General features: G+C 44.9%; 20 protein-coding genes. 11 read left to right on the forward strand and 9 right to left on the reverse strand.

What is annotated here, in order from left to right; translation table 11 throughout:
• Window positions 1-74 precede the first annotated feature (74 nt).
• Window positions 75-461, forward strand: a complete 387-nt coding sequence (locus ViNHUV68_RS16570; protein WP_391091660.1) for a VOC family protein — start codon at window positions 75-77, stop codon at window positions 459-461.
• On the opposite strand, the gene ViNHUV68_RS16575 is transcribed toward ViNHUV68_RS16570, so the two are convergent.
• Window positions 458-1,258, reverse strand: a complete 801-nt coding sequence (locus ViNHUV68_RS16575) for a Cof-type HAD-IIB family hydrolase (RefSeq protein ID WP_038177498.1) — start codon at window positions 1,256-1,258, stop codon at window positions 458-460. The two genes, ViNHUV68_RS16570 and ViNHUV68_RS16575, sit on opposite strands and share 4 nt — an antisense overlap.
• A gap of 202 nt (window positions 1,259-1,460) precedes the next feature.
• Here ViNHUV68_RS16575 and ViNHUV68_RS16580 point away from each other — a divergent pair, with 202 nt between their 5' ends.
• From ViNHUV68_RS16580 to ViNHUV68_RS16615, 8 genes are all read left to right on the forward strand, one after another.
• Entirely contained in the window at window positions 1,461-1,880 is a 420-nt protein-coding gene (locus ViNHUV68_RS16580) for a hypothetical protein (RefSeq protein WP_391091662.1), read from the forward strand.
• A 172-nt stretch (window positions 1,881-2,052) separates the two neighbouring features.
• On the forward strand, window positions 2,053-3,378 hold the full coding sequence (locus ViNHUV68_RS16585) for a TolC family protein (protein WP_391091857.1): 1,326 nt from the start codon (window positions 2,053-2,055) through the stop codon (window positions 3,376-3,378).
• 12 nt (window positions 3,379-3,390) lie between these two features.
• Window positions 3,391-5,103 carry an efflux RND transporter periplasmic adaptor subunit gene (locus tag ViNHUV68_RS16590; RefSeq protein ID WP_391091664.1) on the forward strand — a complete coding sequence of 571 codons (1,713 nt, stop codon included), beginning with the start codon at window positions 3,391-3,393 and terminating at the stop codon, window positions 5,101-5,103.
• Window positions 5,100-8,237, forward strand: coding sequence for a CusA/CzcA family heavy metal efflux RND transporter (locus ViNHUV68_RS16595; RefSeq protein ID WP_391091666.1), 3,138 nt, complete (start codon window positions 5,100-5,102; stop codon window positions 8,235-8,237). The genes ViNHUV68_RS16590 and ViNHUV68_RS16595 overlap by 4 nt, the downstream gene beginning before the upstream one ends.
• Before the next feature lie 66 nt (window positions 8,238-8,303).
• A complete protein-coding gene (locus ViNHUV68_RS16600) occupies window positions 8,304-8,828 on the forward strand; it encodes a cupredoxin family protein (protein ID WP_391091668.1) in 525 nt (174 codons plus the stop codon).
• A gap of 282 nt (window positions 8,829-9,110) precedes the next feature.
• Window positions 9,111-10,055 (forward strand): diguanylate cyclase, encoded by a 945-nt coding sequence (locus tag ViNHUV68_RS16605; RefSeq protein WP_391091858.1) that lies wholly within the window; start codon window positions 9,111-9,113, stop codon window positions 10,053-10,055.
• 377 nt (window positions 10,056-10,432) lie between these two features.
• On the forward strand, window positions 10,433-10,645 hold the full coding sequence (locus ViNHUV68_RS16610; protein WP_038177491.1) for a cold-shock protein: 213 nt from the start codon (window positions 10,433-10,435) through the stop codon (window positions 10,643-10,645).
• A 164-nt stretch (window positions 10,646-10,809) separates the two neighbouring features.
• Window positions 10,810-11,016 (forward strand): hypothetical protein, encoded by a 207-nt coding sequence (locus ViNHUV68_RS16615; RefSeq protein ID WP_391091670.1) that lies wholly within the window; start codon window positions 10,810-10,812, stop codon window positions 11,014-11,016.
• 199 nt (window positions 11,017-11,215) lie between these two features.
• Here ViNHUV68_RS16615 and ViNHUV68_RS16620 read toward each other — a convergent pair whose 3' ends face one another.
• The 7 genes from ViNHUV68_RS16620 to ViNHUV68_RS16650 form a co-directional block, all read right to left on the reverse strand.
• A complete protein-coding gene (locus tag ViNHUV68_RS16620) occupies window positions 11,216-11,686 on the reverse strand; it encodes a hypothetical protein (RefSeq protein WP_391091672.1) in 471 nt (156 codons plus the stop codon).
• A 164-nt stretch (window positions 11,687-11,850) separates the two neighbouring features.
• Entirely contained in the window at window positions 11,851-15,294 is a 3,444-nt protein-coding gene (locus tag ViNHUV68_RS16625) for a hypothetical protein (RefSeq protein ID WP_391091673.1), read from the reverse strand.
• 112 nt (window positions 15,295-15,406) lie between these two features.
• Window positions 15,407-16,381: an ABC transporter ATP-binding protein gene (locus ViNHUV68_RS16630; protein ID WP_038177487.1), complete on the reverse strand. Its 975-nt coding sequence runs from the start codon at window positions 16,379-16,381 to the stop codon at window positions 15,407-15,409.
• Window position 16,382: 1 nt separating this feature from the next.
• Complete coding sequence (locus ViNHUV68_RS16635; protein ID WP_391091675.1) at window positions 16,383-17,345, reverse strand: oligopeptide/dipeptide ABC transporter ATP-binding protein; 963 nt, start codon at window positions 17,343-17,345, stop codon at window positions 16,383-16,385.
• A complete protein-coding gene (locus ViNHUV68_RS16640) occupies window positions 17,342-18,328 on the reverse strand; it encodes an ABC transporter permease subunit (protein ID WP_391091677.1) in 987 nt (328 codons plus the stop codon). The genes ViNHUV68_RS16635 and ViNHUV68_RS16640 overlap by 4 nt, the downstream gene beginning before the upstream one ends.
• Before the next feature lie 8 nt (window positions 18,329-18,336).
• A complete protein-coding gene (locus ViNHUV68_RS16645) occupies window positions 18,337-19,311 on the reverse strand; it encodes an ABC transporter permease (RefSeq protein WP_038177483.1) in 975 nt (324 codons plus the stop codon).
• 61 nt (window positions 19,312-19,372) lie between these two features.
• Window positions 19,373-21,016: an ABC transporter substrate-binding protein gene (locus ViNHUV68_RS16650; protein ID WP_391091679.1), complete on the reverse strand. Its 1,644-nt coding sequence runs from the start codon at window positions 21,014-21,016 to the stop codon at window positions 19,373-19,375.
• A 433-nt stretch (window positions 21,017-21,449) separates the two neighbouring features.
• Between ViNHUV68_RS16650 and ViNHUV68_RS16655 the strand changes: the two genes are divergently transcribed.
• Window positions 21,450-22,202: a hypothetical protein gene (locus tag ViNHUV68_RS16655; RefSeq protein ID WP_391091681.1), complete on the forward strand. Its 753-nt coding sequence runs from the start codon at window positions 21,450-21,452 to the stop codon at window positions 22,200-22,202.
• A gap of 84 nt (window positions 22,203-22,286) precedes the next feature.
• On the opposite strand, the gene ViNHUV68_RS16660 is transcribed toward ViNHUV68_RS16655, so the two are convergent.
• Entirely contained in the window at window positions 22,287-23,285 is a 999-nt protein-coding gene (locus ViNHUV68_RS16660; RefSeq protein ID WP_391091683.1) for a substrate-binding domain-containing protein, read from the reverse strand.
• A gap of 375 nt (window positions 23,286-23,660) precedes the next feature.
• Here ViNHUV68_RS16660 and ViNHUV68_RS16665 point away from each other — a divergent pair, with 375 nt between their 5' ends.
• Window positions 23,661-25,628: a family 16 glycosylhydrolase gene (locus ViNHUV68_RS16665; RefSeq protein WP_391091685.1), complete on the forward strand. Its 1,968-nt coding sequence runs from the start codon at window positions 23,661-23,663 to the stop codon at window positions 25,626-25,628.
• The last annotated feature ends 259 nt before the right edge of the window (window positions 25,629-25,887 follow it).

The following is a 25,887-nucleotide window of genomic DNA, read 5'->3' on the forward strand; positions in this document are numbered from 1 at the left end:
GATGCAGACGCGCGTCAATATTATAATGGCTTATTGGTCATCGACGAGTTTAACGCTAGCTTAAGGAGTTATTAATGCAACTAAAACGAATTCATCATGTCGCAGTGATCTGCTCAGACTACTCACGTTCAAAGCAGTTTTATACTCAGGTGTTGAAACTTAAAGTGATCGATGAAAACTACCGCGCTGAGCGCGACTCCTACAAGCTGGATCTTGCCCTGCCGGATGGCAGTCAGATTGAGTTGTTCTCATTTCCCAACCCACCACCAAGATCGTCTAGACCGGAAGCTCAGGGACTAAGACATTTAGCCTTCGCGGTGCAATCGGTTGATCAATATAGCCACTACTTAGAGAGCCAAGGTATTGAGGTTGAGCCGATTCGTATCGACGAGTTTACGGGTAAGCCGTTCACCTTTTTTCAAGATCCGGACGGCTTACCACTTGAGTTGTATCAGGCTTAGTCGAGCAACTCGCGCTTAATGACCGTCATGACGCCAGCCTCACGATGACTCGGCGCAGAAAAACGTGCTGTCTGTTTCACTGTTGGGTGGGCATTTGCCATTGCGTAGGAGTGGTAACTCGCTTTGAGCATCTCAAGATCGTTGAGGTAATCGCCAAAACTCATGGTTTGCTCATAGCTAAAACCGAGAGTAGTTTGTAAGTGCTTAATTGCAGCCCCTTTTGATGCTTCGGCATTCATGACATCAAGCCAGATTTTCGCGCTCACGACCACCTGATGACTGTGGCCAAATTCGCGTTCAAAACTCGGCCAAACATGCGTCTCAGTGCCGTCAAAGTGACAAATAGCCACCTTGATGAAGTCATCTTCGACACTCAGCAGATCTTCCACATATTGACAGCGGTGGTAGTACTTGGCGAACTCTTTAAGTGCTTTAGGGTCTTGGGTTTCAATGTACGCCGACTGCGTACCACACAAAACGATATGTGCACCTTCAATCAAACGCGCTTGGTTAATGATGCTCGTAATTGATGTTTTATCCATTTCACAGCGGTACAGCTCTTTGCCTTGATGCATCACCATGGTGCCATTTTCAGCGATAAACATCATGCGATCGCTAATTGGTGCGAACGTCTCCATCAGGCTGTAGTACTGACGGCCGGAAGCGGCAGCCAAAGTGATGCCGCGCTGCTCAAGTTGTTGATAGACTGAGTAGAAGTCTTCTGGCAGTTGGCTGTTGTGGTCGAGTAGCGTTCCGTCCATATCGACGGCAATAAATTTGATATCTTTGCTAGGCATAGTTGACCGGGTTGTTGGGAAAAGGGCAATAAATCAGAGACAACAAATTACATCAGTTGCCGTTATCTGCAAGTCATTTCTATACAGAAGATGGATGACCAAGCATGGAATGATCAAGTAAACCAGAAAAAGCCTGTAAAACGGAGTTGACCTTACCCTAGGTGTAAGGTTTATACTTCTCTACTCTTATCAAGGGTACGCTATGACACACTCATCACGCACAACATGGATTATGATTTTCGGCATCTTGGCGATGTTGATGTCTAACTATGTGTCAAGCGCACCAAGCATGGTAATGAAGAGTATGATGATGTCAGAGGTGGTGGTCGACAATACTCACTCTGTTCATTCTACTCATTCTGTGACGAGTTCTGAGCGTGATTATTGTCATTCCTCCACTTTAGCTAAAGAGTATCCAACGACTCAATCAGTCAGTCATTGTGATGATACTGACACCGACACCCATATCCACTGTGGATCTGTCTGTTCCAGCGCCTCTTTTCCTTTAGCCAATATCAAAACAAACAGTGAGTTTTCTTCTCGTTTTGCCCATTTTAATGCGGTGAAAATGGGTGAAAAGGTCTCACGTTCGCAAAGTATTCTCCGCCCACCTTCCGCTTAATTCAACTCGCACTTTCGTTCTTTAGCTCTGATTGATGATCTATATTGATTGTTGAGCTAGGGAGATATCTATAGCGTTTTTACGCTCTAAATGGATACCTATTGTGATTATTGAATTAAGTACTTTTGATCGCCCCAAAGCCCTGAGTCTGTGTATTGTTGCGAGTGCGGCAATGCTACCATCTTTAGCCATGGCTGATATCGTAAGCCATTCAGAAAACACTCAAACTGCGACGTTACAGCTCAATCAAATGATAGCTGTGGCGATTATGCAAGATGCTACTCGCGCGCAATACGCGTCTCAATCTCAGGCATTAAGAGAGAGTGGTGTTGCAAGTTCGACGTTGATGGACCCTAAAATAAAAGTCGGCTTTGGCGGTTTGCCTATCGACTCCTTTAAGTTCGATGACGACCCAATGACCAACATTTCTGTTGGTTTGATGCAGCAATTTGAGCGCGGCTCGACATTAGAGCTCAATCAACGTAAAGCCAACCAACAAGCCGATGGCGTCTCACTTCAAGCTCAAGTTCGCGAACGTGACATTGCCAACCAAATGACTCAATTGTGGCTCGAACTCGGCTATTTGCAACGCACACAAGCACTGGTGGAAGAGAACCAGCGTGTGATGGGGGAAATGGAACAGTTCGTCCGTACTAATTACGCTATCGGTAATAGTGAAGCACAAGACTTACTCAATACTCAGCTTCAGTTGCACAAAATTGATGACAAGTTGCAAAGCAATCTACAGATGCAGCAGCGTTTACTAGCACAGCTGTCAGAGTGGCTTGGTGCGCAGTGGCTAACGCAAATAAATCATGAGGCTCTGCCGTTAGCAAGTAATCAGTTGGATTGGTCGCGTCTTGACCAATTATTGGCTCGCTATGCACAGACGCAAGAGTACTACCCTGAGTTAAAGCAGCACCCAATGGCGAGTATTGCCGATGTCAATATTTCAGTCACACAAACGCAAGTGGACATTGCCGAGCAATCATATACCCCGCAGTTTGGTGTTGAAGTCATGTACGCCTACAGACAGGCGAATAACATGCGTGGCGAACCGGCCTCTGATCTTGTTAGCGCCTATTTAACGTTGGACATTCCATTGTTTACAGGAAACCGCCAAGATAAAAGTCTATCGGCTGCGCAATATCAGGTCGGAGCGTCTCAATACCAAAAAGACGCACTTCTGGCGCAGATGAACGCGCAAGTGAATGCTTTGGTCAATGATCGCGTTAATCTTATCGAACGTATCGAACGCTACCAAGAACGTCTCATTCCTCAAGCGAGTGCCAGAATCGAAGCCATAGAGCGTGGCTACCAAAATAACACCGCTCAGTTTAGCGATGTGCTGACCGCAACAACCGATGATATTGCGCTACGCATAGAATTAGAGCGCTTAGTTACCGATCTCAACATTACCAATAGCAAACTTGCAGCTTTACTTGGCGGGTATCAACACTCGCTGCCCAACTCCGCTGCACACGCGCCACAACAATAAGAAGGAAAAGTCATGAGTACGTTAAAAGTTGCAACGGTTGCGCTATTGGTCGGTGGTGTTATCGGGTATGGAATTAGTCGCTATTTACCAGAGATGGACCATGAAATGTCCGCCCTAGCGAGTGAAACTCGTTCGTCAACGAATGAGCCTCTGTACTGGGTTGCTCCGATGGATCCCAATTATCAACGAGACAAACCAGGTAAGTCGCCAATGGGCATGGATTTAGTCCCTGTCTACGCTGAAGACCTTAATGGTTCAAGCGATAAGCCAGGGACCGTTAAAATTGATCCTTCGGTTGAAAACAACCTCGGAGTGAAGACGGCGATGGCCAAGCGAGAGGCCTTGTCACCACGGATTGAAACGGTCGGTTATATTGCCTTTGATGACAGCAAACTGTGGCAGACCAATGTGCGTGTTTCTGGCTGGGTAGAAAAGCTCTATATCAACGCGGTCGGTGAGAAGGTAAAGCGCGGTGAGGTGTTGTTTACGCTTTATTCCCCTGAGCTTGTAAAAGCGCAAGAGGAGTTGATCAGTGCTTACAAAGCGAAGCGTTCTGGCATGATTAAGGGAGCGACCGATCGATTGGCGACCTTAGGGGTTGATAAAGCACAAATTGCTGCCATTGCACGTAGTGGTAAGGCAACTCAAACCATCGAGATCAAAGCGCCTGCTGATGGCATTATTGCCAGCTTGAATATTCGCGAAGGGGGCTATTTATCACCGGCTCAAGCGGTGATAAGCGCGGGGCCACTAGATGAAGTGTGGGTCGATGCTGAAGTGTTTGAGCGTCAGTCACACTGGATAAAACAAGGCAGCCAGGCATCAATGACATTGGATGCTCTGCCAACAGGGCAATGGACAGGAAAAGTAGACTACGTTTATCCCATTCTTGACCCTGACACACGTACATTGCGTGTCCGCCTTAAATTCGCTAACCCCAATGGTGAGCTGAAACCGAACATGTTTGCCAATGTGGCGTTGCATCCTGTCAGTAGTGAAGAAGTCATAACGATTCCGCGCTCAGCGGTGATTCGCTCTGGTGGCATGACAAGAGTCGTGCTTGCTGAAGGGGATGGTAAATATCGCTCAATTCGTATTGAAGTGGGACGAGAGGCCGGCGAAAACATTGAAGTGATGCAAGGCCTTAAACTTGGCGAGAAAATTGTCACCTCAGCTCATTTTATGTTGGATTCTGAATCGAGTCAGTCTGCCGATCTTGAGCGTATTAATGGAATAGAACCATTAAAAGAAACCGCGTGGGCAAAGGGTGAAATTACCGATGTGATGAGTGGACATCGAATGTTGACCATCAATCACCAACCTGTCCCGCAGTGGGAGTGGCCGGGCATGACGATGAATTTTACCCTTGCTGAAGGGGTGGAAATGGGCGATTTCAAGCAAGGCCAAAGCATAGATTTTGAGATGCAGAAGTCTGAAGATGGCCAATATCAAATCGTCGATTACAAGGTTGGTGACAGCGTGATCGCAGCGCAGGTATGGGTTACCGGTGATATTACCATGCTAATGGCTGATTTTGGCATGATTACTCTGAGTCACCTTCCTGTCGCCGAGTGGGGATGGGAGGCTGGGGAGATGAACTTTTCAGTGGGTGATGAGGTCGATCTGTCGGGATTAGAAGAAGGGCAACGCGTTCGGTTTCTAGTTGAAAAGCAAGCCACGGATTACCTACTTAAACAAGTAACAACTAGCGAGGATGAAGCATGATTAATGCGATTATTCGCTGGTCTATCAATAACCGATTTCTGGTGTTGGTTGCGACGGCAGCACTTGTTTTTGGCGGGCTTTATAGCGTAAAGAATACGCCAGTTGATGCCATACCTGACCTGTCTGATGTGCAGGTGATCATTAAAACCAGTTACCCAGGCCAAGCGCCGCAGGTGGTTGAAGATCAAGTGACCTATCCGCTGACCACTGCCATGCTTGCTGTGCCGGGTGCAGAGACAGTGCGTGGTTATTCGTTCTTTGGTGACTCATACGTGTACATTATTTTTGATGATGACACCGATATGTATTGGGCGCGCTCACGCGTGCTTGAGTACTTAAGCCAAGTTGCCCCTAACTTGCCGCCAAGTGCCAAGTCTGCCCTAGGGCCTGATGCTACGGGTGTGGGTTGGATATACAGTTATGTTTTGCAGGATAAAACCGGCCAACATGACTTAGCTCAACTGCGCAGCCTGCAAGATTGGTTCTTAAAGTATGAGCTGCAAACTGTGGATGGTGTCTCTGAAGTCGCAACAGTCGGCGGTATGGTCAAGCAGTATCAGGTTCAGATTGATCCTGCCAAGCTGCGCGCTTATGACCTGACGCTGCAACAAGTAAACCAAGCGATTCAAGACGGTAACCAAGAAAGCGGCGCCTCGGTGGTGGAAGTTGCTGAAGCTGAGCATATGGTTCGAGCCACAGGCTACCTGACCAGCATCGAAGATATTCAGGCGCTGCCATTAAAGGTGACAGGGCAAGGGACCCCGTTGCTGCTAGGAGATATCGCCGAGATCAATCTTGGTCCTCAGATGAGACGCGGAATTTCCGAGTTGAATGGTGAGGGTGAAGCAGTGGGTGGCGTTATCGTGATGCGATTTGGTGAAAATGCCAGTGAGGTGATCAATAAGGTTAAGCTGAAGCTTGCGCAGTTACAAAGCGGTTTACCTGATGGTGTCGAGATCGTATCGACCTATGATCGCTCGACATTAATCAATGCTGCTGTTGAAAACCTTTGGAAGAAGTTAGCCGAAGAGTTCATCGTTGTTGCGGTTGTTTGTGCGCTGTTCTTATTCCATATTCGCTCTTCGCTTGTGATTGCACTGAGCTTACCTGTGGGAATTTTGTCTGCGTTTATCATCATGTATTGGCAAGGCATCAACGCGAATATCATGTCGCTAGGGGGTATTGCAATAGCGATTGGCGCCATGGTGGATGGCGCAATCGTGATGATAGAAAACGTCCATAAGCATATTGAACGTACCCCGCTGAATGATAAGAACCGTTGGCAAGTGATTGGTGATGCGGCGCAAGAAGTGGGCGCGCCGCTATTTTTCTCACTGATTATCATCACGTTAAGTTTTGTGCCTGTGTTTGCCTTAGAAGGGCAAGAGGGCAAAATGTTCTCACCACTTGCCTTTACTAAAACCTACGCGATGGCGGCGGCGGCAGGACTCGCCATCACTCTGGTGCCAGTACTGATGGGTTACTTTATTCGCGGCAAGGTGTTGCCTGAGAATAGAAACCCGATCAACAAAGGGTTGGTTGCTCTTTACAAACCGCTACTTAGTGCCAGTCTCAAATATCCGAAAAGCACCATAACGCTCGCGTTAGCTTTGATGTTATCTGCTTATTATCCAGCGTCTAAGCTCGGCAGTGAGTTCATACCGCCATTGGATGAAGGTGATTTGATGTATATGCCGACCACCTATCCCGGTATCTCTATTGGTAAAGCACGTGAGCTTTTGCAGCAAACCAATAAGTTGATCATGACGGTACCTGAAGTGGAAACGGCGTGGGGCAAAATCGGCCGTGCAGAAACCGCCACCGATCCAGCGCCACTGACGATGATCGAGACGGTAATTCAGCTCAAACCACGTGAAGAGTGGCGTGAAGGGATGACCTCAGAATTACTGCGCAAAGAGTTTGATGATCTGGTGCAATTTCCCGGTTTGACCAATGCTTGGGTGATGCCGATCAAAACACGTATCGACATGCTGGCAACAGGGATTAAAACGCCGATCGGAATAAAAATAGCCGGGCCTGATCTGAAAGTCATCGAGAAGATTGGCGCGGAGCTTGAGCCGATTTTAAATGGCATTTCAGGCACCGCTTCTGTGTATGCCGAGCGTGTTGCGGGGGGGCGTTATGTGACTATCGATATCAATCGTCACGCTGCTGCACGTTATGGGTTGAGTATCAAACAAGTTCAGCAAGTGGTCTCAACGGCGGTTGGTGGTATGAATGTCGGCGAAACCATTGAAGGGTTAGAACGCTACCCAATTAATGTACGTTACCCGCAAAGTTACCGTGATTCAGTGGTTAAGTTGCGAGACTTGCCGTTAGTGACGCCAAACGGCGCGCGTATTGCGTTAGCTGATGTGGCGGATATTCGCTACGAAGATGGTCCGCCGATGATCAAAACGGAAAATGCGCGTCCAAATGGCTGGGTTTATGTCGATATCGAAGGTCGAGATCTCGGCTCTTATGTTGAAGAAGCGAAAAACTTAGTCACGGAGCAGCTCAACCTACCCGCGGGTTATTCGCTCGGATGGTCAGGTCAGTATGAGTACATGGAACGAGCCAAAGAGCGTTTGGGGGTGGTTGTGCCAATTACGCTTGCCATCATCATGTTGTTGCTCTATTTGAGCTTCCGCCGAGTGGGAGAGGTGATGATCATTATGCTTACGCTACCCCTTGCTATGGTTGGCGGTTTATGGCTAATGCATTACCTAAACTACAACTTCTCGATTGCGGTTGGGGTCGGTTTTATTGCCTTGGCTGGGGTCGCGGTTGAGATTGGTGTGATTATGTTGGTTTATCTAAACCAAGCGTGGCACTACACCAAATTGACACGACAGCAGCAACATCAACCCTTGTTGCTTAAAGACCTTAATGACTCGATTGAAGAAGGCGCTGGGCTGCGTGTGCGCCCTGTAATGATGACGGTTCTGACTGTCATTATTGGTCTGATCCCGATTATGTATGGTGAAGGCACTGGCTCTGAAGTCATGCAACGTATCGCCGCGCCAATGATTGGTGGCATGGCGTCTGCCTTGCTACTCACTCTCGTTGTGCTACCCGCCATTTTTAAATTGTGGAAGCTGCGCGAGTTAAAAAACAACGACGAGTTAATCTAACTAAGCTCAACAATAAAAGCCTCGCTTAATGGTTGAGGCTTTAACACCGAAAGGGAAGGAAATAGTATGAAAAAGACACTTATCGCCATCGCATTGGGCCTTACTGCAACGCTTGCACTGGCCGATAGCGGACAGATGAAGATGGACCATGGTGAGATGGACCACGCCAAGATGGATCATTCAGGCATGAATAACGCCATGATGAATATGGAGGGTATGTCTGAAGTTGGTATGCCAGCAAAAGGCGCGAAACCAGACAAAGTGGTGCATGTGATTCTGGATGATGACATGAGCATCAAATTCAAAAAAGCGGTAGAAATTGAACCAAATGATGTGGTGCAGTTTGTGGTGATGAACGTCGGCAAGATTGATCATGAGTTCACCATAGGTTCAGCGAGTGAACAGCTAAAACACCGCGAAATGATGAAAAACATGACTGGCCATGCTCATGACTCAGACAGTGCCGTTACCGTTCAACCGGGCAAAGCAAAGCAGCTTTTGTGGCATTTCCATGGTAGCAATCAAGTTGAGTTCGCCTGCAATATGCCCGGTCATGCTGAAGCGGGTATGATAAAGAAAGTGACTTTGTAAGTGGTAGATAGAGGGGGGCGTGACGGCTCACCCTCTCTTGATCATATTAGCGCTGTCATCACTTTCGTTTCGAACTATATCGGCGCAACACTTTTTGACAATAAGCCTGCATTTCGGGTGACGATGCACATACCTTAAGGTATATTAGCCGTATCATAAATGAGAGTGATGTGAACGGCAGTGCTAACCAAAGGATTAGAAAAATGGCTGGGGATAAGCTGTGACGACCCAGACTACAGAGAAAGCGTATTTATCTTTGCCTCTCTGAGCGTGTTGTCAGCTGTGCTCTCCTTTTTGGTTTATTACAATACCTTAGTCATACCCAGTCTTTTACTTGCTGCCATTGAAGCCGTGGGATTGGGTTTTTGTGCCATTGCCTACGTTTTTTTATGGCGCAGTAGAAAGATCAATGTAGCCGCAACGATTATGGTGTTGGTAATGTCATCCATAAGCTTACTGTTTATTGTCGGCTCTGGTCACAGTGAATTTGCGTTAGCATTTTCGTTCTTGACGCCCGTGGTGGCGATATTTGTTCTAGGCTACAGACTCGGCTCAGTTTTCAGTCTAATAAATTTTGCAATAGTGGCTTATATCTGTTTGATTGATATGCATAATTGGCCACCCATTCCATTTGATACCATCAGCTTTATCCACCTTTCTATCATCTACTTGTTTTTATTTTCGATTGCCTATTTCTATGATTCTGGGCGGCGAAAAACCATGGATTTGCTGCATGAAACGAATCGACAACTGCAAATCTTATCTCATACCGATATGTTGACCCAACTGTATAACCGACGTCATATGGAAGCCTTGTTACTTGAGCCGCAGAAAGTGCAATGGATCGCGATAGTTGATGTTGATGACTTTAAGAAAATCAATGATGACTGTGGTCATGATGTGGGTGACCAAGTCTTGATTGAAGTTGCACGCATCTTAGAGACTGAAGTTGAAGGGGTTGGGCAGGTAGGTCGATGGGGAGGAGAAGAGTTTCTTATTGCGTTTGAGGTCGCCGACTACTCAGTTATTGAACAACGAGTTAGGTCAATTCAAACCACCATTGCGAATCATGACTTTAGTATTGGCCAGTCTGTAACCATCAGCTGTGGTGTTGCGCTTCATCAGGAGACTGCGAAAGCCAATACGTTTCGTCACGCCGATGAAGCGCTATATCGAGCGAAAAGCTCAGGTAAGAATTGCTTCTATGTCGCCGTTAACTCAGGATAGGCAAATTGCTTAATCGTATGGACTCAATGATGGCGTCGTAAAAAGGCGTTATTTTTTATGTTTATCAACTCCATCGCTGAGCGTTTCAGCGCGTTGTCGACAACTTACTTTTGTCTGTCATTTTGTCATAAAAAAGTTAATTAGCTTAAAAATTAAATAATCCTTTACATTAAATTAATAAAGCGCATAATGGCTTTGCTCTGTTATTCAGAGTTATTAAATGAAAAAATAAAGTTTTTTAAGTAAAGCCCTCAGAATTCACTAGTTGTTATCCTCAGAGTTTCCCTTCGTTAGCTTCATAGATGCATTAAATAATTCAATTTTCAGCGCTTCGCATTTTGGCGACTCATTTATATTTAAATATTAAGGGACAATCTATGTCTGATAAAACAACTGGTTCTGTAAAATGGTTTAACGAAAGTAAAGGTTTTGGCTTTTTGACTCAAGATAATGGCGGTGCTGACGTATTCGTTCATTTCAACTCTATCGTTTCAGAAGGTTTTAAGACTCTAATTGAAGGCCAAAAGGTTCTTTTCAATGTAGAGCAAGGTCAAAAAGGCCTTCAAGCTGCGAATGTTGTCGTTGCTTAAACTGATTTAAATAGAGGTGGTTATCAACCACCTCTATACCTCCCCCCTCAAAATAGCCAATCAACTGCTTTCCCCCCTTAAAAGATGCATTCCTCACGCACTTATTTCTGGAAAAACTTTTGGTTTAAACTATAAAAATACCAACAATAAACTAGAAGATAATTATGCCAACATTTAATATTAAATATATTAACGAAAAAAATAACACATTAAGATTAGAAACGGTTTTTATGCGTGGCTTAAAAGGCGCCAAAATATCAGCTTCGTCTTGCGCTCCATTTTTTACAAGTAGAATTGAGCTCAGAGATCTTATTGGAACGTTACTAGCACACAAAGAAAATGGAGTTTGGCTTAATGCCAATAACGTTTAATTTAAAATTAGCGCTCCTCAAATCAACAGATTAAAATTACTCGAAACCTGATGTAGTAAACTTTCCGAAGCACGCTTTGTCCACTTCTAAGCTATTGGCAGATTTTTTATCAAATCTGGCAGTTCGCTTGAATCAAGGCAAGGTGTAGGATTTAAGAGAGTCACTACACCTGGTTAAATGTGTCAGGTTTAGTCGTTAACTACTCCCAGAACTTCCACCATTTCTTGCTGTTTTCTTCGCGCTGTTGTTGACCTTGCTCCGAGCCTTTACCTTGCTCTTTGCGCTCCTGACCTGCTTTTTTCTCTTGTTGTTTTGCTAAGCCTTTTGACTGCTTGTCTTGGTCAGTTTTGAGCTTGTTTTGCTTCTGCTTGAGTTGTTGTTTGGCCTCATCAAGCTCGTCAGCTTCATCTTCTAATTGTTCGATTTCTTGCTCGATTTTCTGTTTGTTTTTTCCTTTGGCTTTTTTCGCTTTTGTTTTCTTTTCATCGATAAGCTGATCGAGTTCTTGTTCTCGCTGTTCCACCTCGGCGCTCACTTTTTGTGCGTCAGCAAAGGTTTTTATCTCTTCAAGATCTGGTTTTCCTTTCCCCGCCCATTCAGGCTTGGCGGCAAAAGTTGGCGATGAGATTAGGAGGGCAGAAAGAACGAGTGCAGTAGGGGAAAGTTTCATAGTGAATCCTTGTTATAAATAGCTTTATTGTATTCACTCTAGCGATAAATCGGAGTTTACACAAATAGTTAGCGATAGGTGAGTGCACATAAAAAAGCGGGCAACCAAGATCTCCCCCGAAATCTCCCCTAGCTGCCCGCATAACCTAAATGTGGTTAATTAAATTATTGTCGTAACATTGTTGCTGGGATAGTGACCTTCACTTTTTTGATTTGGTCATTACGTGCAAAGATGTTTTCACTTAGTGATGTTGATAATTCGAGAGTATTGAATGTTTCACTCGATCCATCACTGAACACGCAAGTAATGTTTGCGCTATCACCTTTCTGGTAGATGAATGGCACTTGGCAGTAGGTGAATGCCAGTTGGCCTTCGTCAACCGCATAGCTGCAATTTTCACCACTCACATTGAGGCAATCAAATTGCGCGCTTTGGCTAAGGAACTCACTTTGATTCAGTAGCGTTGGGTTAATGATGATACGCCCGTGTTTAATTTCGATACCGAGCTCGACAAAACGTGTGATCACTTCTTCTTTTACCTGACCTGTCATACCCGGTTGCTGGGCACCCGCTTGTTTTGGCGTATGTGAATATGGGTCGGTCGGGAAGGCGCCGTAGTTGTCTGGTGTTTTGTTGAAACCGATACCTGCACGGACCTTGTAATAGTAATCGGCCAGTTGCGCGGTTTCAGTGCTGTTTGCATCAAGTTCACGCGCAGCCAAGTAGTTTTCTTGCACAGCGAGTAGCAGTTTAGAAACCATATGCCAGTAAATGCAGCCCAAGCCTTCGTAACCAAACATAGTGCCAGAACGACCAGTAAAGGCCTTATGGTTAAACACTTGTTCGTACAGTGATAGCACCGACTCTAAACTCTCGTTATCACTTTGTGTGTAGTCGGCTTTGACTTTTTGTAATGCACGTTTTAAGAACTCGGCATTTTCAAAGCTTGGATTGAAGTGAATTTGACCTTTTGAATCGCAGTTGATGATGCGTTGGTCTTTTGCTTCAAGCATGGCAGAAAGAAGTTTACTATTTTCTACCTCTGCTTGAGGAATATGATTCTTTTGCATAAAGCGTTGTAAATCGCGATCAGGGTAGAGCATGAAGCTATTTTGATCGGAGCGGTACATTTCGCTGGCAAAAAGGTTATCCAATAAGGTTACCGCTTGTTTTGGTGTGAGAACACCGGCACTAAGTACGGCAACTTGACCTTCTAGCATAGGGTAGAGTTCATCAATATTGAGGCTTTCTCCCGAGTAAGTAACGATGTTGTAAGCGTTGTATAGACCATCTTTTCGTAAGTTGTTTTCAATGCTTGAATCAAGCACGTTCATGCTTGTGGCAAGCATGTCTTGTAGTGCTGAAAGCTCGACATTGGTTTTGCCCGAGAAGCCTTTCATGCGATAAACACGGCTACGGTAAAGCTCAAATGCTTTCTCTAATTGAGTCAAAATAGCTTTACGTGTTTGACGCGTTACTGTTTCTTGCTTTATCTCTTTGCAGGCATCTTGCAGTACCTTGTGAATGGATAGCATCCAGTCAACGACTTCTTTAGAAATTGAGATATCGTTTGGTGCATTAGTCAGTAGTTTCTGCATAAAGGCGACGTAACGACGCATGTAGTACAGAGTGACCATCGATAAGCCATTACCAACAATCGCGTTATTGGCATCGTTCCACTCAGGACGTTGTGTGTTGAGCCAAATACCACCGTCGAGAACAAGATTACTCAGTTTAGACAGCAGTGGTACCATGATTTTTTCAGTTAAGTTTACCGTGTAAACCTCATTGTCGCGTTCAACTAATAGGCGACCATCGCTACCTAGATCGGCAACTCGTTGTTCGATCTCTGTCTGGAGCTCTTGATCAAAAGAGACGGTGTCTTTTGGGTTCGCGAACAGTTGTTCTACATCGCACAGTTTATAGGGAACGTTGGCGTAGCTGTAAATATCGCTGGTTAGCATCTCAGCCAGCTCTTCGCTTTGGTACTTGTCTGCCAACTCAAGGAACTTAAGTAGATAGATGATTTGGTGATCGCCCCAGTAGCCAATATTGCTCCACGGATCGTCTGCTTCCAGCAGTTCCCAATCTATGCCATCTTTGGTAATGCGGTATGGGTTATAGCCATCGATCGTTGAGGCGTTAACAAATTTAGCGATAAAAGATGAAATGAAGCCAGGATAGCTCAGTGCAATCGCTTCCCAGTTTTGGAAGATATCACGCCAGTTGCCTTGATAAGAAAGTAAGCGCTCACCGTTCTCATCTTTAAGTTTGATTTCATAATGGTTCCAAGGACGGCTTGGGTCACCATGACGACGGCCAAACGTTAATGGCAGATACTCGTAGCTAAGGCGAATCAACTGCGCATCACCACGGTCTTTTGCTTGGCGAATCAGCTCGGCATGGGTGAAGTTCTCTGGCAGGTCAGCAAAAAATGCCGCGTGCTTAGTGGCGACTTTTTTGTTGGCATTGTTGAGCGTTTTTACCACATCAGCTTTGTCTAAACGGTAGTTGTTTTCAATCACGCCACCACGCATGTTATTAAACAGTACGTTAGCATAATGATGGACGCTGGTGTTTTCATCTGCGGTTAATTGCCAAGCATCGGCGCCCGACATCAGTGTGATCAGATCGCGTTGGTTATCTGCAATACTTTGCTCAACCAGCAAACCAAGCTGACTAGGGTTTGATAATAGCTCGGTGAGCTCATTAATCTCTTTATGGCCTTTATCGATGTCGGCCACTATGCGCCAATCTTGCGTTTGGTTGCCTGCTAGAGTGAGGTATTTATGCAGTAAGTAGCTGCCGCGCACACCTTTGGTCAGGTTTTCACTGTTGATAGTTAAACCACGGCGGAATGCGCCCAGTTGTTCGCTGCTAAGTAACAATTGGCTATTACTTTGGTCAAGTGAGAATACTGCAGTCGATAGCAATGACTCTGCTGGCTCGGCGCGGTCGCTGAGTTTAGCGTACATGGTGTACAGTGCCATTGATGAGTCGTCGACTTGCTCGTTCCATTTGTAAGCGTCAACCAGTGCGCTGCGCGTTTGGAGTGCGGCAAGAGGCGCGCCTGATGGCAACAAGTTCTGTAGACCATCAATCAATTCAAGTTGACGTTCTTGACCAGATAGATCGGTAATTTGGCTATGGCGAACAAAACCAAAACGCTCACTTGAGCTCCAGCTGTAACGGAATTTGAGCTTTAGGCTGTGGTTGATTTCTTCAAACACAATTTTGTCACCAATGGTGTTTTTGTACAGGTGACGTTCAGTGTGATAGAGGCCATCATGGAAACGGTTGAACGGTTCCCATAGTGCCGTCACACCTTGCTCGGTATGAACTTTAACGATGGTTTTTGAGCCAGTATTTTCGGCGTTCTCATGAATATGATCGACTGAGCGATAAGGAAATAGAGCGTTCTCTGGGCGGATTCGACCGGCTGATAAGCTGCCTGTAGACGAAATAAACAGCCAGTGATCGCTTGCTGAAACTACGCTAATGAAAAATGGTGACATTTGATCGACGTTGGCGATCTTGTAGAAGCGCTCGCCGTCTAAATCGACAAAGTGTCCAGTGACAGCAAGTTCTGATAAGTAGTCAAGGTTCATAATCGGTTGTCCTTATATGACTTCTTCTCTTGTTTCAGGCAATACTAGCCCTTACCAAGTCAACGCGTTGTGCGCATGACTTGGCGAGAAGGAGTCGAATAAATTGTATTAATTATAGGTGATGGCAGCGAACGTAGTGGTCTTGGCCCACTTGAGTCGGCTCAGGAATGGATTGGGTACACTCCTCGCTCGCTTTCAAACATCGGGTCGCAAATGGACAACCGACACTGCTTGGTTTCCAAGATGGAATGTCACCTTTTTTCGCTAACAGTTCACGACGGCCGGATTGACCAGGCTCAGGTACTGCTGACAGCAATAGCTTCGAGTAAGGATGCTGTGGGTTTTGTGTCACGCTATCACTGCTACCCCATTCCACCATATGACCGACGTACATCACCGCGGTTTTCTCGGCAAAGTATCGTGCGGTTGCGATGTCGTGCGTGATGTACATGAAAGAAATACCATGCTTATCTTTGAGATCGGACATGAGATTTAAGATGCCAAGGCGAACTGACACATCAAGCATCGAAATCGGTTCATCGGCAAGAATGACTTCAGGATCGACCGCTAAAGCACGTGCAATCGCCACACGCTGACGTTGACCGCCACTCAATTCATAGGGAAACTTTTCCGCTGTTTCTTTGGCAGGGCTAAGGCCGACCAATTCAAGTAAGTCATGGACAAGTTTCGGGATCGCCTCTTTTTCAGCTCGTTTATGAATTAATAATGGTCGTGCAATGTGATGATAGATGCTGTGCACTGGGTTAAGTGAGCCAAATGGGTCTTGGAAGATCATCTGCACTTGTCTAGCGTACTCAAGTTCACCATGCTGTTTGATATATTCATCCAAAGGTTGTCCTTTGAAGGTAATATTTCCGGCCGTTTTGTCATAAATGCGGGTAAGAATACGGGCACCTGTACTTTTGCCAGAGCCTGACTCACCTACAATGGCAAGTGCTTCACCTTTCTTGAGTTCAAATGACACGTCATTGACGGCACGCATCATGTTTTTCGATTGACCGATAGGAAAGTCTTTTACCAAGTTTTCAATAGATAAAATAGTTTGATGTTTTTCGATAAGCTCCATCTTACATTTCCTCTACTAGGTGACAGGCCACTTGATGGTTAGGTCGGTTAGCAATAAGTCTCGGCTCTTGTTGCGAACATACTTCATTACACTTAGTGCAGCGCTCTTGGAAGTTACAACCTTGCGGAATCTTCAGTAGGTTCACGGGATTGCCCGGAATACCATATAGTCGCTCTTTTGGTCCGTGAATGGTCGGAAAAGAAGAGATAAGCCCTTGGCTGTAGGGATGATCGGGTTGACTAAACACACGCTTAGCATCGCCAAGCTCAATTAGGTTGCCAGCGTACATCACACCAATTCGGTCGGCGATTTCACCCATCAAGCTCAGGTCGTGGCTTATGAATAGGATTGAAAAACCAAATTTTTCTTTAAGATCATAGAGCTCGTTAAGAATCTCGCGTTCTACCACCACGTCGAGCGCCGTTGTTGGCTCATCCATGATGATCAATTTTGGCTCCAGTGCGAGAGCAATAGCGATGACCACACGTTGACGCATTCCGCCACTCAGTTGGTGTGGAAAACTTGCCATGCGGTCTGCATGGATACCGACGACTTTAAGCAGTTCCACTGCGCGATCATGAGCTTGTTGATAGCGCACTTTTCGGTGTGCGAGGATAACATCGGTAAGTTGTTCACCGATGGTAATCACTGGGTTGAGAGAGTTCATTGCACTTTGGAAAACCACTGACACGTCATTCCAACGGAAGTCACGTAGCTGGCGGTCCGTCATCTTCAATATATCTTGACCCTTGTATAGGATTTCACCTTCGGAGATCAGTGCCGGTGCTTTATGCAGTCGAGAAATAGCAAAGGCGAGGGTACTTTTGCCACAGCCTGATTCACCTGCGATACCCAGGGTTTCGCCTTCTGCAATCTTTAAGCTAACATTGTTGACAGCACGTGCTACGCCATTCGGAGAGACGTAATCGACACACAGATTATTGATTTCTAATAGGGTGCTCATTTTAGACCTCTACGTTTATCTGCTTCTAACTTTAGTTTGCGCCACAGTTTCATATGTGGGCCAGTTCTTAGTTTCGGGTTACTGACTTGGTCAATCGACATGTTGATTAAAGCCAACGCGCCGCCAGTTATTGCTAGTGCAATCGCTGGCACTAACATTTCCCACCAAGCGCCGGTGTAGAGTGATGCGGACGTTTGCGCCCAGTAAAGCATCGAGCCCCAACTGACTTCTGTGGCATCACTGAGACCTAGGAAACCAAGCCCCGCTTCTGCGCCCATTGCATAAATAACCGCGCCCAAGAAACCACCGAATACGATAGAAATTAGATTCGGTAGTATTTCGATAAAAATAATGCGAGCTTTTGATTCCCCCATCACTTCTGCTGAAATGATGAACTCTTTACTGCGAATCGCCATGGTTTGTGAGCGAATAACACGGGCACCCCACGGCCAGGAAGTGATCCCGAGCAGCAAGGCGATGACCCCGGAACCGACTTGCCCAAAAAAGGCCGCTAGTACGATCAATAAGGGGAGCTGCGGGAACACCAAGAATACGTTGGTCAGGAAGTTCAAACGCTCGTCGATTTTGCCACCAAAATATCCAGCGGTTAAACCAACCACTACCGCGAGCGTCATGGCGATAACACCAGCCGTTAGAGCAACCGACAACGTTTTTTGGCCTCCATATAGCACTTGGCTGTATACGTCTCGTCCAGAACGCGTGCTACCGAAGTAGTGCTCTGCGCTTGGGGCTTCGTGTGGCCTTGCAACTCGTTTCTCTGGATCATGCGTGGCGAGCACAGGTGCGAATAGTGTTCCTATCAGCACGACAGTGAGCAAGAAGGTGCCAATGATAGCTGGTGGGTTGCCATAGAAGAAATTGTACAAACCATGCAGTTTCTGTTTGATGTTTTTCCAATAAAATGTCGACTGTTTAATCACAGGTTCATTCGGATCGACATTTGGGTTCAATAAGTTATCCATGATGCACCTTAGTTAGAGATTCGTGGGTCAAGCCAAACGTACAGTAAATCCGCAATGAAGTTAGCGGCGAGGACTGCGGTTACAAGAATAAGTAAAATCGCTTGGATTAGAGGGTAATCACGTGCATTGATCGCATTGAGAAGTACATTTCCCAGACCTTGATAGTTAAAAACGATCTCCGTCATGATTGAACCTGCGAACGAGAAGCCAATCGCCATTGCAATCGCTGTGGCAACTGGAAGAATCGCATTTCGGCCAGCGTAACGAGACATCACACGGAAGCTGCTAAGGCCTTTGGCTTCTGCCATAGTGACATAGTCTTCACCGAGCACGTTGATCATCGCGTTGCGCATGTTAAAGACCCAAGTCGAAATACCGACTACAACCATTGAACCAACAGGTAATACGGCATGCTTAAGAACACTGGAGATAAATTCCCAACTGAAACTTGGCTCTAAGCTTTGGTCATAAGTGTATGCAAGCGGCAACAGTTCCATCTTTAAACCAAAAAAGTAAAACAGTAATAATGCTGTTACCACGTATGGGAAGTTACTGATAAATGCAAGAATCGGTGGAACAAACTGACCGAATAACCCTTCACGGCGATATGACGCATAAGTACCGATGCTAACGCCGATAATTAAGGCGACGATCAAAGAGCCTAGTGCGAGAAAAAGAGTCCAAGGTAGCGTCATTGCGATAACGTCCATGACGCTGACAGGGAACATCAGTACTGAAGGTCCCAAATCAAGGGTGAAGACACTTTTAATGTAAGAGAAATATTGAACAAAAATATTGCCATCTACGAAGCCGTACATCTCGCGTACAGCGTCCATCTGAGATGGGTCCATCTGGCCCGCAGAAGCTGCGAATAAAGCGGCCACTGGGTCACCAGGCATAATCCTTGGTAGCGCAAAGTTAAAAGTAATTGCTACTAGGAAAGCGGTAAAATAAAAGCCAAATCGGCGAAATAAAAACGACATAAAATTACCTTAAACTGAATTAAGCATGGTCATGGCACTGCCACGACCATGCGATGGAGAGTTACTTAAGGTGTAAGTTATTAAGGATAATCACACGCTTACCTGCATCATAAAATACTGGCTGAACGTATGGGTTTTCTGCTGTTGGCCAACCAGTGAACTTCTTAGTGCTGTACTGGAACCAAGTCGCATTAGAAAACAATGGAATAAACGGGATGTTCTCTGCGGTGAAACGCTGTAGATCATCAATGATCGCTTGCTGTTTTTCTGTATCAGAAGTGCGGCCAAACGCTTCGATCATCTGATCGACTTCTGGGCTATGCACACCGTGACCTGCATGCCAAGTTACGCCAATACGAGAGGTGTGGTAGTACTCTTGGAAAGCAAGAATTGGGTCTGCAGCAACCATCGACCAGTTGATCGACATGCTGTAGGTGCTTTTCTTCAAGTTTTCGTCGTAAACCGACCAGTCAACCGTTTTTACATTGGCTTTGATGCCGACTTCTTGGTAGTACTCAGACACCATCTGAACCACTTGGATCCAGTCTGTCCAACCGTTTACTACTTCAATATCAAACTCAAATGGCTTGCCATCTTTGGTTTCGCGGATGCCATCGCCATTGGTATCTTTCAATCCCGCTTCATCCAATAGTTTGTTGGCTTTTTCAGGGTTGAATTGAGTTAAAGATGCGTATTCTTTGTTTAAGTCGTGATCGATATACGGCGAATAAAGTTCAGCGATACCGCCTACGTTGTAGTTCACGGTTGGATAGCCGTAGGCTGCAAACTCGACAATTGACTCACGGTCCAGTGCCATGGAAAGTGCTTGACGAACTTTAACATCATCAAACGGTGCTTCTTTCGTGTTTACATATAGGTGAATCGCATCATTCGCTGGGTACCAGTAATGGTTGTTCTCTTTATCTAAATCGACATAAGTACGGTCAATATCAGCAATAAAGTTTGAACCCCAATCGATTTCTCCACGAATCAGAGCGGGTTGAACTTGTGAGTTATCACTGAACGAGCGGAAGTTTACACAGTCAATGTAAGGGCGATTTTCGTTGGCTAAATAGTAGTTAGGGTTGCGGCACAGTTCCATCTGTTGAGCACGTTGATACTTAACCTCAGTAAACGGACCATTACCGATTGGATTCGGGTTAGTAAATGTGGTCAAATCCTTGGCTTTCGACCACTGAGCCTTAGGTACGATATGATACGCGCTGACGTGAAGAATAAAGGTAGAGTCAGCCTCTTTAAGGTTAAATTGTACCGTCACGTTATCAATTACATCGATTGACTTCAGGTTACCAGACTCGCCCCAAAAACCTTTTATGTCGAAAGCTGGAGCTTCTTTTGGCATGGTATAGCTGTAGGCAATATCTTCTGCAGTCAATGGTGAACCGTCCGACCAAGTGAGACCGCTTCGAATTTTAATTGTCAGCGTTTTAAGATCGTCTGAATACTGGTATGACTCGGCAAGGCGGTAGTCAATATCACCAGTCATGTTGTTATGAACCATTAGCGGTTCAAACATGGTTCCATTAAGAATATCTTTGGTTGTATAGGGGTTAAAGTTTTCAACAAAGCCATTGTTAATGATTGGAACTATTAACGTACCGCCTTGCTTGATTTCGTCTGCTTGAACAGTCGCTGATAAAAGCATGCTGGTAGCAAGCGTAGCGACCAGAGTTTTCTTATGCATCACATCGTCCTTATTTATTTAGTTATGTATTTTGTTCATCCCCCGAAGCACTTAAGAAAGCGCTTTCTTGCAGTCGTTTTATGCCGATAGTAGGAGGATTTCAAACTTTTGTGCGTAAACTTCATTGTGGATCACAGAAATTAGCTCAAGTTTCAAAAAGTTTTTCCAATGGTCTTTTGGAGTTAATTTTCTTTTAAATTAGTTAGTTAAAGTGATGACTTTGATTTTAATCAAACTTTTTTCAGATAGATTTATCGCTGAATAGAGGACGTACTTTAAGGGGAGTTGAGGCAATTGTTTGAGTCAGATCACGTCTTTTTTATCAGTAAATTTGCGAGGTGTCACATTTCAGTACAAAATGAAAGAAAGCGCTTTCTTTGGTGGGCGGATTGGATAAAGTTTGCTGATGATTTTAGCCATTAAAGAGTCGTCTATGATCCACTTCTGGAATGGAAATAAGTCCGCTGCAAGGCAGGCTTATGAACATCAACTGCTTGAACTTGTTCTACATCACATTGGTATTGATGAGCAAGTACATAATGACATGACCGATTACCCCAATGCAGATGATGAAGGGGCTGTGCTTGATAACGGCGCTGATCTACTTGTTACAGTGGCAGGCAATCGCAAATTTATGGGGCGTGACTTTATTGAGGTTCCAACGCCGTTATGCAAGGGCCTATTAGGTTGGCGTGTTCCGATAATTCATCACTCACGTCAAGGTGAATTTGCTCACATGTCAGAAGATGAGCTTAAGCAACAATGTGTTGGTGTGCCAAATACTTGGGTTGATGCTGAATTATTCCGACATAATGGTTACAACGTCAAAGAGAAGGGCAGTTTAGCTGAAATGTTGACTTGGCTTGCACAGGGTAAAGTTGATTTTCTGACTCTTGGTGCCAATGAAGCCGATGAAGTTTTACAACAGTATGATACGCATACTGCATCGTTAATGATTGAGCCAACCAAAGCGCTTAGATATTCTTTTCCTGTGGTTTTCTACGTCAATTCATCGCAACCTCAACTGGCAATGCAGCTAGAGCAAGGTTTAAAAATAATCATCAATAATGGCTGTTTTGATCAGCTATTTATACAACATTTTGCCAAGGTACTAAAAGCTGTGGATATGGAGAGTCGTGATAGCATTGCGCTTGAGAATCCATTACTGCCTATGATTTATCGATAATCAAGGTTGTATTAGGTGCTCTATGAGAGCACCTTTGTCATCATCACTTTTTATTGCAAAATACCGAGTTGTTATTAAGCACTATTATTCAAAAGCGCCCGCCGACTCACGGATAACCAACTCTGGCTCTAAACGATGTTTAATCGTTAGTGCCTCTTTGTTTACGAAAGATAAAACACCATGCGCGGCTTCAGTGCCCATCTCCTCAACTGGGAAGTTGACGGTCGTTAACCTAGGGCGGATATGCTGACTGTGGCTGTCATTATCAAAACCTACCACGGACAAGTCTTTACCTATTTTGATGCCTCTTTCAATTGCGATGTCATATACAGCCAGAGCAATATTATCATTTTGACAAAATATGGCGCTGATATCGGGAGCGCGGTCGAGTAGACGTCTTGCTTTATCGTGATTACCGTTATGGTCAAAGCGACCTTCGACCACCAGGTTTGCATCGTATTGAAGGCCAAACTCGGCTAAAGCGTTGCGATAACCTTGTAATCGATCGCGACTATCGCCTTTACTCAATTGCCCAGTGATACACGCAACGCGAGTATGACCAAGCTCAAGCAAGTGTTTGGTGGCTAAGTAACCACCCAGCTCATTGTCGATATAGATACAGTGTTCGGCGACTTCAGGAATGCAACGGTTGAGGATGATGGTCGATGTGTTGTCTTCGACTACTTTAATCAATTCGTCATCAGAGAGTTTATCTGAGTGAATGATTAGACCGTCGACCTGCCTAGAGCGAAGAAAATTAATCGAGTCTTGCTCCTTTTCATAAGACTCTTGGCCACTGGTGACGATAAGGTAATTATTTTTCTGTCGAACAGTATCTTCAGCGTAATGCATCAAAGGTCCATAAAAAGGGCCATCCAATGAGCCGACCAGCATACCAATACTGTTCGAACGACTTGATGCTAAGGCTTGAGCGAAGGCGTTGGGCTTATACCCTAATTGTTCGATGGCTTCGAAGACCTTATTACGATTCGCCTCTTTGACGGTAGGGTGGCCGTTAAGTGCTCGGGAAACGGTTGACTGAGAGACTTTAGCCAATTCTGACACTTCTTTAATGGTTATCAATGGTAAGTACCTTATCCATTTAAAAATTAGGTGGACAGTGCTGCCAATTTATTGAGCATAAGTTGGCTAGCCTCACTGCTGTTGATTCTATCGGAACTTTCATCACTGCTGCTGTAGTTTGATTCAATTTAGATAAATAATTGTGAACTAACGCTTAAGAAAGCGCTTTCTTGATGCCAATGATCACATAAATCCATCATCAACTTCAATAAGCTTTTTAGGGGGAAGGAGTTCTTAATAACGTATATTTTTTCAATATGTTATAGATGACTGTTAATGGAAGTTATTGTTTTAGTCTCCGATCCAAGAGAAAAAAATCTCAGTGTTCATGCTTTTATGAGAAAGCGCTTTCAAAAATAGAGCAGGAAATAGACTTTGAAAAATACAAAAAAATTAGCCTTAGTTAGCTTACTCCCCTTATTACTAGTGGGTTGTAATCAATCAAAATGGCAACTGGTTTGGCATGATGAATTTGAAGGGCGTGACATTGACGCTGATAAATGGACTCATGAAGTTAATTGTTGGGGGGGAGGCAATGCCGAACAGCAATGTTATGTCGATGACAGCGCAAATTCGTTTGTTTCGAACGGGAAGCTGGTCATTCGTCTCTTAAAAGGAGAAACGACTGGCCCGGATCAGGTTGAGGGTAGTGACGGTTATGGTCAAACCACAACGACTCTCCCTTACTCATCAGCACGTTTACGTACTATGAATAAGGCAGATTGGAAGTATGGCCGTTTTGAAGTTCGTGCCAAGCTACCTCAAGGTCAAGGAACCTGGCCTGCTATCTGGATGTTGCCAACCGACTGGGTGTATGGAGGTTGGGCTGCTTCTGGTGAGATTGATATCATGGAGGCGGTCAATTTAGGTACAGCCTATCAAGAGGGCGATGAAGTTAAGCCAGAAAATCGTGTCCATGGAACGTTACATTACGGTAAATCCTGGCCGAACAATGTTTACTCTGGAGAGGCATACGATTTTTCTGATAGTAAGAGTGGGCCTACTGCTAAGTTTCATACTTATGCAATAGAGTGGGAAAAAGGCGAAATCCGTTGGTATGTGGACGATGTGCACTATGCGACCCAAACCAGTGAAGGGTGGTGGTCACACTATCAAGATGAGCAAGGCAACTGGATCAGTGGGAGTGGTGATGCCCCATATAATCAAGACTTTCACTTGATTCTCAACCTAGCGATGGGTGGAAACTGGCCTACATCAGTCAATGATGGGGGGATTGATTCGAGCATTGAACAGGCAGAGATGCAAATCGACTATGTTCGCGTTTATCAATGTAGTGTTGATCTCGAAACGGGGCAAGGCTGTGCGAGCAATGTATCAAAACAGGCTGTGAAAAACTCGGGCGTCACAGAGCCGAGTTTCCCTAGCGATATCGATCTATCGGCATTAAGTCTAACCCTCTTTAGTGACGGTGACCTTAGCCAAGGCTTTAATTTAAATGGTTGGGATGATAGCAGTAATGATACGCGTTCTATCGATGCTTCCGGTATCAACATCAGTATTATTGATAGTGGTAATGCGTATATAGAGGCACTCGGAGAGTCTATTGATTTAAGCGACTTCTCTGGAGGTGAACTATCTTTCGACTTGAGCTATGTTGGCGGAAATGCGAGTGACTTAGCGATCAAAATGGACAGTGGTTATCCGGCTCTAGCGACATTGAATATACCATTCTCTCAATTGCCAACCGTTGAACAGTGGAAGACTTTTCGCTTTGCCATCGATGACTTCGTTGCTCAAGGGGTCAATGGATTCCATCTCGCATCGATAGTTAATCCAGTGGTGTTTGAACCTATTAATAACAGCAATCTTGCTTTTAAGATCAATCACATTATCTTAGTAAAACCTCTTACTCTACTTAGCGATGACGTAGCGGAAGGTTTTGTACTCGATGGTTATAATCCGGATGGAGAGGATCGACTCACCTTGATTGATGGCGTTATTAAAGCTGATTTTAATGGGGCGGGTAATCTATTTATTGCGGCAAATCCAGCCGTCGACATGAGCGATTATGCCAATTGGTGGTTGCAGTTTGATATTAAAATTACCGATCTAGGTTCAAATAGTGATGTGTTAATAAAGATGGATAGTGGCTGGCCGAATGTCAGTGATATCAGCCTTAGTGAAACAAGTACTGGTCTACTTGCCGATGGTGGATGGCACCGTTATAGCATTGCAGTTAGTGACTTTTTGGCAGAAGATAACCGTTACTCACCCGGCAGTAAATTTGACCTTAGTTCTGTAATAAATCCCTTGGTTGTTGAAGGATTAGATGGTGAAAACCTTTCTGTAGAGATCGCTAATATTCGATTTGTTGCGGACTAGTTATTAAATATTACCCAAAGCCTCGCTTGATTATCAGCGGGGCTTTTTAGTCTTCAACATTTGATTCAATTCTTTACCATGTTGTGATCCGCCTCATTTTGAAAGCGCTTTCTTTGTGGTTTTGATCACTTTTTGTAGGTGTCGGTTATCCATAAAATACTCATCAAGCCAACAATGAATGTTTATCTTGGTCCAAGCAGTGGGGGAAGCTAGATGAGTCTCTGCTTTTTCAAAGATGTTGGCTAATTTTTAAAAATCA

Source organism: Vibrio sp. NH-UV-68, from assembly GCF_042940635.1.
In the GTDB taxonomy this organism is placed as follows: domain Bacteria; phylum Pseudomonadota; class Gammaproteobacteria; order Enterobacterales; family Vibrionaceae; genus Vibrio; species Vibrio pacinii.